Source organism: Pseudomonas sp. GM55 (genome assembly GCF_000282395.1).
GTDB classification, from domain to species: Bacteria; Pseudomonadota; Gammaproteobacteria; order Pseudomonadales; family Pseudomonadaceae; genus Aquipseudomonas; species Aquipseudomonas fluorescens_CC.
Map to the genome: position 1 here is coordinate 16,658 of NZ_AKJJ01000084.1, position 10,644 is coordinate 27,301.

Genomic DNA, 10,644 nt, shown 5'->3' on the forward strand with positions numbered 1-10,644 from the left:
GGTGAGGTAAGACTCACCGCTGCATCCCCCACCGCTTCACCGTCACCCGCTCCAGTGAATCAAACACCAGGTTCTCCACCAACAACCCAATCAAAATCACCACCGCCAACCCGGCAAACACCTTGTCGGTATACAGCTCATTACGATTCTGAAAGATGTACCAGCCCAACCCACCCTTGCCGCTGGTAGCACCGAACACCAGCTCGGCGGCGATCAACGTGCGCCAGGCAAACGCCCAGCCGATTTTCAGCCCGGCGAGGATCGATGGCAGCGCCGCGGGGATCAGGATGAACAGGACGAAGCGCATGCCCTTGAGGCCGTAGTTGCGCCCGGCCATGCGCAGGGTTTCCGAGACGCCGAGGAAACCGGCGTAAGTGTTCAGCGCCAGGGCCCAGAGTACCGAATGCACCAGCACGAAAATCAGGCTGTTCTGGCCCAGGCCGAACCACAGCAACGCCAGCGGCAGCAAGGCAATCGCCGGCAGCGGGTTGAACATGGAGGTCAGGGTGCTGAGCAGGTCGCGACCGAACTGGGTCGATACCGCCAGCGTGGTCAGGCCGAACGCCAGGACGATGCCTATCAGATAGCCCTTGAGCAGCACCACCAGGGAAATCCACACCTTGCCCAGCAATTCGCCGCTGAGCAGGCCGCCGTAAAGCGCGCTGGCGGTTTGCGTAAAACCGGGCAACAGCAAATCGTTATTCGTATAATGCGCGACCGCTTCCCAGACGATCGCCAGCAAAATCAGGATCAGGCTTTTACGCAGCCAGCCCTGCTGCCACAGGCGTTGGCCGAGGGGCAGTTCGCGCTCCAGTGGCACGCTGGTCAATGGCTGCAGGACGGTTTCGAATTCTTCACGCGGGGATGATAAACGGCTCATCGGGTCCTCCTCTGAACTGGCATCAATAAGCGATGCGGATATCGGCGAAATCCAGCTCGCGTTCGGTTTCCGACGACTGGCCTTCATCGAACAACAAGCGATGGATGCGCCGCGCCGACTCCTGGAACGCCACACCGCCGAGACTGTGCAGATCGTATTGATGACTGTGGACTTCCGCGCGCACGCGCCCCGGATGCGGTGACAGCAACAGGATACGGTTGCCCACCACCAACGCCTCCTCGATGGAGTGGGTGACGAACAGCAACGTGAAGCGCACCTCCTCCCAGAGCAAGAGCAACTCTTCCTGCATCTTGCGCCGGGTCAGGGCATCGAGGGCGGCGAAGGGTTCGTCCATCAGGAGGATTTTCGGCTGCATCGCCAGCGCCCGGGCGATGGCGACCCGAGCCTTCATGCCACCGGACAAGGTGTGCGGATAAGCATCGGCAAACGCCGCCAGGCCGACCTTTTCCAGATAGTGCAGCGCTCGCTCTTCCGCCTCCTTGCGCTTGAGGGTTTTCGAGGCCAGCAGCGGAAACATCACGTTCTGCTTGACGGTTTTCCACGGCGGCAGTTGATCGAACTCCTGGAACACCACGATCCGGTCCGGCCCTGGTGCATCGACGCGCTGACCTTGCAGACGGATCTCGCCCTCGACGGGCTGGATGAAGCCGGCGGCCGCCTTGAGCAAGGTTGACTTGCCGCAACCGGAAGGGCCCAGCAACACGAAGCGGTCCGCCGGGTCGATCTCGAAACTGACTTGGTGGGTCGCTCGCACCACGCGCTGCGGCGTGCGGTATTCGAGGCTGACGTTATCGACCGACAGCAGCGCCTGGGCTGCCGCGATCGGTTTGCTGACCGTGTGGCCTTGCAAAGGGGCGTTCATCTCGGTCAGCTCCCTTGCAGCGGTTTGGCATCCTGGAAGAAGTAATCCTTCCACGAATCCGGCTTGTTCTTGATCGCGCCCACGCGGTAGAGGAACTCGGCCAGCGGGTAGGTGTTTTTCGGCGTGACACTGAATTCGAACTGCGGGTTGTCGATGATTTTCAGCAGCGCGGCGCGGTCGATCTTCGCCTTGGTGACGCGGATGTAGGTGTCGGCTGCCGCGCCCTTGTCGTTCTGCGCGAATTGCGCCGCTTCGGTCAGCGCATCGATAAATGCCTTGTAGGTTTTCGGGTTCTCGTTGCGGAATTTCTCGGTGGCGAACAGGACGGTCGGCGAGTTCGGGCCGAGCAGGTCGTAGGTGTTCAGCACCACGTGCACGTTCGGATTTTCCAGCGCCTGATCCTGGAACGGCGGGTTGGAGAAATGCCCGGTCAGCTCGGTACCGCCAGCGATCAACGCTGCTGTAGCGTCCGGGTGCGGAACCGCGATGGTGTACTTGTCGAGGCGATTGAACTCCTTGTCGCCCCACTGCCTGGCAGCCGCGTATTGCAGGAAGCGCGACTGAACCGACACGCCCACCGCCGGCACCGCGATGCGGTCCTTCTCGGTGAAATCGGCAATGGTCTTGACCTTGGGATTGTTGCTCACCAGGTAATACGGAAAATTGCCGAGGGAGGCCACGGCCTTGACGTTCTGCTTGCCGTGGGTGCGGTCCCATATAGTCAGCAGCGGGCCGACCCCGGCACCGGCGATATCAATGGAACCTGAGAGCAGCGCATCGTTGACCGCCGCGCCACCGGAGAGCTGGGTCCAGTCGACCTTGATGTCGATGCCTTCCTGCTTGCCGTACTTCTCGATCAGGCTCTGATCGCGCACCACGTTGAGCAGCAGGTAGACGATGCCGAACTGTTCGGCAATGCGGATTTCACCTTCGGCATGAGCCACGGTCGGCGCCACCAGGCTGCCGGCGATCAGGCTGAAACCCAGGCCGATGGCCGCGGCCAGCGGTGCAAATGGAAGACGTTTGGACATGATCGATCTCCGACAAATCAGAAAGGCGCGTCGCCCTGGATGGTGGTGCGATACAACTTGCGGCGCAGATGGCTCGGGCATCCGGCGGCGAGGTGGATCAGCGAACGGTTGTCCCAGAACACCAGGTCATGGGGCTGCCATCGATGGCGGTAGATGTTTTGTGGCAACACGCTGTGGGCGTAGAGCTCGGTCAGCAGTTGCTGGCTCTCGTCTTCCGGCAGGCCAACGATGCGGGTGGTGAACCCTTCGCTGACGAACAAGGCCTTGCGACCGTTTTCCGGGTGGGTACGCACGACCGGATGCACCACTTCGGCGACCTGGGCGAGCTGCTCCGGGGTCAGGGTCGGGCGCCAGTTGCCTTCGAATTTTGTCTCGCTGTAACGCGCGGTGTAGGAGTGCGCGGCCGAGCGACCTTCAACGGCATTGCGCAATGCGCGCGGCAGGTTGTCCCAGGCTTTGTGCATGTCGGCGAACAGCGTGTCGCCACCCTCCAATGGCAGCTCCTGGGCATGCAGCATCGAGCCCAGACTCGGCAGTTGTTTGTAGGAGAGATCGGAATGCCAGAACTTGCCGGCGTCACCCAGGCCGATGTTCTGCCCGTTTTCGACGATGTTGGAAACGATGAGGATTTCCGGATGCCCAGCCAGCAGGAACTGCTTGAGCACGTGGATCTGCAACACACCAAAACGACGGCTGAAGTCGATGTGCTGTTCGGGGGTGATGCGCTGGTCGCGGAACACCACCACATGATGGTCCAGGTGCGCCCGGTGAATGCGGGCAAAATCGTCATCATTGAGCGGGCGGGACAGGTCGAGACCGATGATCTCGGCACCCACCGCTCCGCTGAACGGACGGATTTCAAAGAATTGTGGCGCGATGCTTGGCGAAGCTGAAGCTGCAGACATAAATCACTCCCACGCACGGCACGCTCAAAGGCGCGCGCGTCGATCAGAAACTCACGGAGATCCCGTGTTGGTTCGTGTCGTGCGGCGCGCCGATTGGTCGGCAGGTACGCAGGAGATTGACTTTATAGATATAAGAATAGAAATTTAAATACCATTATCGAATAATGATATGGCGATTGAAAAGGGACTGGGTGGATTGCGGAGTGACGTTATTTGTCACTTACTGACATATTTGTGGGGTTTTGACTGACGCCATCGCGGGCAAGCCCGGCTCCCACAGGTTTTTGTGTCGAACACATGTTCATGTTTCAACAGAGAGCCTTGTGGGAGCCGGGCTTGCTCCGGGCGGCGTTCCGACGATGGGGCCAGTGAATCCACTGAAGATCTAGCGCTCGTGCAGCGCCTCGGCCCGCGCGCGGATGATCGGCTTGAGCAGGTAGCTGAGAACGGTCTTCTTGCCGGTGATGATGTCCACGGAAGCCACCATCCCCGGAATGATCAGCAACGGTTTTTCGTCGGTGCCCAAGTGGCTGCGCTCGGTACGCAGCTTGATCACGTAGTAAGTGGTTTTTTTGTCTTCATCAGTGATGGTATCGGCACCGATCTGCTCCAGCTTGGCCTTCAGCCCGCCGTAGATGGTGTAGTCATAGGCGGTAAATTTTACCGTCGCTTCCTGCCCCGGATGCAGGAACGCGATGTCCTGCGGACGGATCTTCGCCTCGACCAGCAAGGTGTCGTCCAGCGGCACGATTTCCACCAGATCGCTGCCTGGCTGAATAACTCCACCGATGGTATTGACCAGCAACTTGTTGACGATACCCCGCACCGGCGAGGTGACCAGCGTACGGCTGACCCGGTCTTCCAGGGCCTTGCCGGTGGCCTCGGCCTTGTTCAGGTCGGTGCGAGCTTCATTGAGCTGGGTCAGGGCTTCACTGCGGAACTTGCCGCGGGTTTCATCGACCTTGCGCTGCACTTCCTTGATCGCTGACTCGGCTCGTGGAATTGCCAGCGTGGTGGCGTCGAGCTGACCACGGGTCTCCGCTTCGGCACGCCTGAGGCGCAGGACTTCCACTGGCGATACCGCGCCCTGGGCCACCAACGGCTCGGACATGTTGATTTCCTGACGCTGAAAGCCCAATTGCTGGCGGTACTGCGCCTGCTTGGACGTGAATTCGCGCAGTTCTTGCTGGCGCTGGATCAGTTGCTCCTGCAAGCCGCCAATCTCGTCGTGCAACTGCTGGCGGCGGCTTATATAGAGCGACTCTTCGCTCTTGGCCTGACCCGGCACGGCCTTGAGTACATCTTCGGGGAAGTTCAGCGGGCGATCTTCGACCTCGGCGCTCAGGCGTTCGACCCGCAGCAGCATCGACAACCGATCGGCCTCGGTTTCACCGACGTTCGAAGCAAATCGTGTGTCATCCAGGCGAATCAGCGGTGCGCCGGCTTCGACGATCTGGCCTTCCTTGACGAACAGCTCGGCAACGATACCGCCTTCAAGGTTCTGGATTTTCTGGATCTTCGACGATGGAATCGCCTTGCCATCGCCCTTGGTCACTTCGTCGATCACCGCGAAGTTGGCCCAGAGCATCAGGAACACAAAGAACGCGATGATCGCCCAGATCGTCAGTCGCACCACACGTGGTGCATCTTCGATCAGCGCCTTGTTGACCTCCGGCAGCGGCTGGCCCTGCAGCGAAGCAGAGCCTTTGAAGTAGCGACGGATCGAACCCTTACCCGACTCAAGCAACACTGATCTGCCCCTTCTTCAATGCTTCCATCACCGCGGCTTTCGGGCCGTCGGCGAGAATCTGCCCGCGGTCGATCACGATCAACCGATCCACCAGCGATAACAGCGATGCCCGGTGTGTCACCAGCACCATGGTCTTGTTCTCGATCACCGCTGCCAGGCGCTGCTTGAGGCGCTCTTCACCGGTGTTATCCATGGCGCTGGTCGGCTCGTCGAGCAGCAGGATCGGCGGGTTGAGCAGTAACGCACGGGCCAGGGCGACGTTTTGCCGTTGACCACCGGAGAGGTTCTGCCCGCGCTCGCCCACTTGCAGCTCATAACCCTGCGGATGCAAACGCGCATATTCGTGGACACCGGCCAGCTCTGCCGCTTGCAGCACCAGTTCGTCCTCGACATACCGCGCGCCGGAAACCAGGTTGTCGCGCAAAGTGCCGGCGAGCAGCTGAATGTCCTGGGGTACGTAGCCGATGTTGTAGCGCAGTTCGCTGACGTCGATCTGGCGGATATCCACACCATCGACCAACAATGAGCCATCGTCCGGCTGATACAGCCCCACCAGCAGTTTCGCCAGCGAGCTCTTGCCCGAACCGCTTCGGCCAATGATGCCGACCTTCTCGCCGGGACTAATCGACAGGTTGATGTTCTTCAGCGCCAGGTTCTGCTGTTGCGGGTAGGTGAAGTTGAGCTGGCGACACTCAATACCGCCCTGCAGCACCTTGCGGCTGAGCGGACGTTCTTCGAAATTGCGCTCCTGGGGCAGCTCCATCATCTGGTCGACCGAGGTCATGGTCACCCGCGCCTGCTGATAGCGGGTCAGCAGCCCGGACAGTGACGCCAGCGGGCTGAGTGCACGGCCACTGAGCATGTAGCAGGCAATCAGGCCGCCCATGCTCAGGTGACCGTCGATGATCTGGTACACGCCGAAGACGATCATGATCACCCCGGCCAGTTGCTGGATCAGCAAGGTGATGTTCATTGCCAGGCCGGACAGCATTTTCACCCGCAGTTCAAGACGACTGAGGGTGCCGATGGTCTGCTCCCACTGATACTGGCGTTCACTTTCAGCGTTGTTGACCTTCACTGCATCCAGGCCGGCCAGGGTTTCGATCAGGCTCGACTGGCGCTCGGCCCCCAGCGCCATGGTGCGTTCCATGGTTGCAACCAGGGGTTTCTGCAAGGCATAGCCGATGGCCAGGGCAATCGGGAACGCCAGCACCGGTATCCACACCAGATGCCCGCCAAGGATCGCGATGACGATAAAAATCAAAATGGTGAACGGCAGGTCGATCAGGCTGGTGAGCGTGAGCGAGGCGAGGAAATCGCGCAGGCTCTGGAATTCGTGGATGTTCTGGGCAAAGCTGCCGACCCGTGCCGGCCGGTATTTCATGGCCATGCCGACGATGCGTTCGAACAGCGTGGCCGAGATAATCAGGTCGGTTTTCTTGCCGGCCAGATCCAGGCACAGGCTGCGCAGGCTTTTCAGGATCAGGTCGAAGAGGTAGGCGCCAGTGATGCCGAGTGCCAGCACCCACAGCGTGGCTTCGGCCTGGTTCGGCACGACGCGGTCGTAGACGTTCATCACGAACAGCGGCGCGGCCATGGCGATGATGTTGATCAGGAAACTGGCGGCGATGGCGTCGGCGTACAACCAGCGCGAACGCTTGAGGGTATCGCGAAACCACGAGCGCGCACGCGGAATCAGCGTGCCGTGATTGACGTCGAATTTGTGTTGGGGCTGGGCGAAAAAGACCTTGCCGGTGTAGTCGTCGGCCAACAACTCACGGCTGACCAGGGACTCACCGCCATCGCTTTCGCTGAGCAGCACCCGTACCTGATCTTCGCCTTGCCAGCCAAGCAGGACGGCACTGCGACCGTCCTTGAGCAGCAACAATGCCGGCATGGCAATCGCCGGAATGTTCTCCAGCTTGCGTTGCAGCACCCGACCTTGCAGCCCCGCGCGAGCTGCCGCGCGAGGCAGCAAGTCGGCACTCAAGCGTTGGTCTGGCAGCGGCAGACCGGTGGTCAGCATTGCCGCGCTGGCAGGCTTCTGGTGCAGCATGCAAAGAGCGAGCAGACCATCCAGCAACGGATCGTCATGCAACGCGCGCGGATCATGAATGAGTTGAACCCGACTGACTTCTGATTCCACGCTCGGCACTCTTGGCTAACAATTGAACAATGAAGGTCCTGCTCAATTCATACCGGGCAATTGGACCTTGGGCTTCACGTCGTTCTGCACAACGGATGCCAATGGTGCGACCACTCCCTGGCTCTTGAGCAACTCGCCCATGGTCGCCTTGATTCGGTACTGAGTAAATAACTGAATGTTCTTGATCTCCGCCAGACGACGAGAAGAGCTGAACAGTTCGTTCTCGCTGTCGAGCAAATCGAGCAGGGTGCGCTCGCCAAGGCTGAACTGACGCTGGTAAGCGGTACGTACGGCGGTGCTGTGGTCGACGTATTGCTGGGCGATCGGCACCTGCGCATTGGCGTTGTTCAGGGCGTTCCAGGCCAGACCCAGCTCTTCATTCAATTGGCGCAGGGCGTTGTTGCGGATGTCCAGTGCCTGGTTCGACAGGTAGGCCTTGGACTCCAGATCGGCCTTGTCGCTGCCGCCGGAATACAGGTTGAAGCGCATGCGCAGCATGGCTTGCCATTCGTTGTTGTGGCCGTTCTGGCCATCAATGTCGTTGTCCGCGGTGCGACCCAACTCAGCATCGAAGCGTGGGTAGAAAGTCGATTTGGCCGTGTCGTACTGCTTCTCGGCAGCGGCGATGTCGGATTCGGCCGAGCGCAGGATCGGGCTGTTTTCCAACATTTGCGCGCGGGCTTCATTCAGATTGGCCGGCATCAGCGCCAGGAAACCCGCCGGGCGCTCCAGTTGATCCGGCATCTGGCCAACAGCGGAGAGGTAGTTGGTTTCGGCGTCAGCCAGGTTGGTCTGCTCGGTGATCAGGTTGTTGCGCGCCTGGGCCATCCGCGCCTCCGCCTGATCGAGGTCGGCGCCGCTGCCGACACCACGCTGGGTACGCAGCTGGATCTGGTCGTAAATGCGTTGGTGGCTCTTGAGGTTGTCCTCAGCCAAACGCACGAATTCGCGACGAGTCAGCACGTCGAGATAGACCTGGGCCACAGTCAGCCCGGTACGCTCGGAAGTACTCAACAGCGAATAGGCACGGGAGTTGACGGTGGCTTGTTGACGCCCCACTTCGCTGGACGTCGCAAAACCGTCAAAGACCATTTGGGTCAGACGCAAGCTTGACTCGCTGCGATTCAGGGTTTCCCAGTGATTGTTGCTGCCGTCTCGCGTCGTCACGCTATCGGTGCCTTCACGACCATAACCGCCCAGCAGGTCGACCCGTGGCAGGTATCCACCTTTCGCAGCCTTCAACTGATAATCCGCAGCCAACCGACTATTGACGCCTGCCTGGACCTCCGGATGGACATCCAGCGCTTGTTGCATGGCTTCTGGTAGGGATTGCGCCTGGACGAAAGACGCGGCGAGGGCGAAAGGTATAGCCATGAACAAAGGCGAACGCATTGTAGGAATTTCCCAGGACTTCTTGTCTTGAATCACAGCAAAAGAACGCGCTGCATCGGAAGATGGCAAGCGGAATGACCGTATGTCGGAAAGTTCAAAAAGCGGAACTGGATCACATACCGAGGACGAGTCACAGCTCAAATATCAATGTGACATTACTGGGACGATTGTTTAGGATGGATCCAAGAAGGTCAATAGATTGGCATAAAGTTAATAGCGAAAAAATATAGCCAAATTATTGACGAATTGCTGCGTCAAACTTGTGCATCTATTTTGCAATGTACGTCCAGACTGGTCGGCGCAGACGCCATCAGGTCCATGGAAGTCAACTGAACGTGACACCCCGGAGAGTCTTCAATGAGCAGTGTTGTTGCCATCGTCAAAAGCATTGTCGGTCAGGTTTTCGTGGTGTCCCCCGAGGGCATCCGCCGCGTTCTCGTTGAAGGCGACAAACTGTTCGCCGGTGACCAGATCGACACTGGCCTTTCCGGTGCCGTGTCCCTGGAACTGGCCGATGGCCGTGTCCTCGATCTGGGCCGTGACACTCAGTGGAGCGCGGACGCCCCGGACTCCGGCAGTGATCTGGCAGCCGCCACCGCGCAAGCCGCACCGTCCGTTGAAGAGCTGCAACAAGCCATTGCCGCTGGTGCCGACCCGACCAAAGACCTTGAAGCCACTGCTGCGGGTCCGACGGTGGCAAGCTCTGGTGGTGCCGCGGGTGGTAGTAACAGCTTCGTGATGCTCGACGCCACCGCTGGCCGCGTCGACCCGACCATCGGCTTCACGACCAACGGGCCCGATTCCACTGCTACCCCCACTACGCTTGATACCGGCAACCAGAACATCACGACCATCAACGCTCCAAGCGTACTGACCGCGGATACTGGCACTCTGACCGAAGACAGCGTCGCAACGGGCAATGTGCTGAACAACGATAGCGATGCCGAGACACCGCTCAGCGTCACCAGCTTCACCATCGCCGGCGTGACCGGCAGTTTCACCGCAGGCCAGACAGCGACCATCGCCGGCGTCGGTACGTTGACCATCGGTGTCAATGGCAACTACACCTTTACTCCGGACGCCAACTATAACGGTGCTGTACCGCAAATTACGTACACCACCAACACCGGCTCTAGCAGCACCCTGGATCTCACCGTGACGGCGGTTGATGATCCGAGCATTTTGACTGCCGACACCCAAATCACTGCTGAAGACTCCGCTGCGATCGGCAACGTGCTGAGCAACGACAGCGACATCGACAACGTGCTGAGCGTGGTTACTTTCACCATTGACGGCGTCAATGGCACCTACGCCGCCGGCAGCACCGCGAGCATCGCCAACGTCGGCACCCTGGTGATCGGCGCCAACGGCGCCTATACCTTTACCCCGGACGCCAACTACAACGGCAGCGTGCCGACGGTGAGCTACACCGTCACCGACGGTTCGGGCACTGACGTCACCTCGACCCTGAATATCAGCGTCAGCCCGGTCGATGACAGCTTCACCGACCTCAGCGAAAGCGTGAGCACCAACGAAGACACCGCCATCAACGGCAGCGTGTTGACCGGTACCTCGAGCGTCGACGGTCCGGTCAGCGTGGTCAACTTCACCATCGGTGACACCACCTACGCCGCCGGCAGCACCGCGAGCATCGCCA

At 59.9% G+C, this 10,644-nt stretch carries 8 protein-coding genes; 1 reads left to right on the top strand and 7 read right to left on the bottom strand.

Annotated elements, in window-relative coordinates; genetic code table 11:
- Positions 1–13: 13 nt before the first annotated feature.
- From PMI31_RS21220 to PMI31_RS21250, 7 genes are all read right to left on the bottom strand, one after another.
- On the bottom strand, positions 14–880 hold the full coding sequence (locus tag PMI31_RS21220; protein WP_008020465.1) for an ABC transporter permease: 867 nt from the start codon (positions 878–880) through the stop codon (positions 14–16).
- A 22-nt stretch (positions 881–902) separates the two neighbouring features.
- Positions 903–1,763 carry an ABC transporter ATP-binding protein gene (locus PMI31_RS21225; RefSeq protein WP_008020467.1) on the bottom strand — a complete coding sequence of 287 codons (861 nt, stop codon included), beginning with the start codon at positions 1,761–1,763 and terminating at the stop codon, positions 903–905.
- A gap of 5 nt (positions 1,764–1,768) precedes the next feature.
- A complete protein-coding gene (locus tag PMI31_RS21230; RefSeq protein WP_008020468.1) occupies positions 1,769–2,794 on the bottom strand; it encodes an ABC transporter substrate-binding protein in 1,026 nt (341 codons plus the stop codon).
- Positions 2,795–2,811: 17 nt separating this feature from the next.
- Positions 2,812–3,699, bottom strand: coding sequence for a TauD/TfdA dioxygenase family protein (locus tag PMI31_RS21235; RefSeq protein ID WP_008020470.1), 888 nt, complete (start codon positions 3,697–3,699; stop codon positions 2,812–2,814).
- A 385-nt stretch (positions 3,700–4,084) separates the two neighbouring features.
- Positions 4,085–5,449 carry an HlyD family type I secretion periplasmic adaptor subunit gene (locus PMI31_RS21240; protein WP_008020472.1) on the bottom strand — a complete coding sequence of 455 codons (1,365 nt, stop codon included), beginning with the start codon at positions 5,447–5,449 and terminating at the stop codon, positions 4,085–4,087.
- Positions 5,439–7,595, bottom strand: coding sequence for a type I secretion system permease/ATPase (locus tag PMI31_RS21245; protein WP_008020473.1), 2,157 nt, complete (start codon positions 7,593–7,595; stop codon positions 5,439–5,441). Before PMI31_RS21245 ends, PMI31_RS21240 begins: the two co-directional genes overlap by 11 nt.
- A 42-nt stretch (positions 7,596–7,637) precedes the next feature.
- A complete protein-coding gene (locus PMI31_RS21250; protein WP_008020475.1) occupies positions 7,638–8,987 on the bottom strand; it encodes a TolC family outer membrane protein in 1,350 nt (449 codons plus the stop codon).
- A gap of 357 nt (positions 8,988–9,344) precedes the next feature.
- Between PMI31_RS21250 and PMI31_RS30835 the strand changes: the two genes are divergently transcribed.
- A partial coding sequence (locus PMI31_RS30835; protein WP_008020479.1) for a retention module-containing protein occupies positions 9,345–10,644 on the top strand: 1,300 nt, incomplete at its 3' end.

Excerpts from the sequence above, each read along its gene's own strand:
- PMI31_RS21220 (WP_008020465.1), bottom strand. The coding sequence starts at position 880 with ATGAGCCGTTTATCATCCCCGCGTGAAGAATTCGAAACCGTCCTGCAG.
- PMI31_RS21225 (WP_008020467.1), bottom strand. The coding sequence starts at position 1,763 with ATGAACGCCCCTTTGCAAGGCCACACGGTCAGCAAACCGATCGCGGCA.
- PMI31_RS21230 (WP_008020468.1), bottom strand. The coding sequence starts at position 2,794 with ATGTCCAAACGTCTTCCATTTGCACCGCTGGCCGCGGCCATCGGCCTG.
- PMI31_RS21235 (WP_008020470.1), bottom strand. The coding sequence starts at position 3,699 with ATGTCTGCAGCTTCAGCTTCGCCAAGCATCGCGCCACAATTCTTTGAA.
- PMI31_RS21250 (WP_008020475.1), bottom strand. The coding sequence starts at position 8,987 with ATGCGTTCGCCTTTGTTCATGGCTATACCTTTCGCCCTCGCCGCGTCT.